Source organism: Paenalicyclobacillus cellulosilyticus (assembly GCF_014647315.1).
Lineage (GTDB): Bacteria > Bacillota > Bacilli > Alicyclobacillales > Alicyclobacillaceae > Alicyclobacillus_J > Alicyclobacillus_J cellulosilyticus.
In genome coordinates this window covers 1-547 of sequence record NZ_BMOY01000172.1, presented here as the reverse complement: position 1 = coordinate 547, position 547 = coordinate 1, and the positions used below count along the sequence as shown (strand labels likewise).

The 547-nt window shown below is 53.9% G+C and carries 1 pseudogene; it reads left to right on the top strand.

Features of this window, described 5'->3' with window-relative positions:
* Positions 1-459: pseudogene (locus IEX97_RS13430) on the top strand (IS1634 family transposase); the annotation flags it as partial.
* Between the last annotated feature and the right edge of the window lie 88 nt (positions 460-547).

Here is a 547-nt window from a genome sequence, read left to right as displayed (position 1 = left end):
ACGTTTGTGTTGATCACGAACCTGCGGGATGAGCAGCGCTACAGCAACGCGGATATCCTGCGGATGTATCTGGAGCAGCACGAGGTCGAAGGCCGGTTTCGGTTCCTGAAGAGTCCCTACTTGGTCGGTCCCATCTACCTGCACAACGACACGCGCGTACGGGCATTTGGGTGCTTGATGCTGCTGGCGTTGGTGTTGTACAGCGTATTCGAGTACCGAATTCGGGAACGCATGGCCCAAGAGACTGAACCGCTCATTTTGCCTGGAAAGCGAAAGAGCTTCCGGCCCACGGGCTTGTCGGTGCTGGAGATGTTTGAGGGCATCTGCACGATGGAGTTCATCTTCCACGGTCAGCGGCACCGGGCTGTAAATACCCACATCGAGCCTCAATTGGAGCGGGTGTTATCGTTTCTGGGCATGGACCTGAGCATTTTTGGGGTCGAGCAAAAAACTGCTTGACGGCGGAAAGCGTCAGCGCGCAGGTCGTTTCCATATCTGATCAAATTTACAAATGATCGCGCTTTCATAGAACCATATATAGGGAATC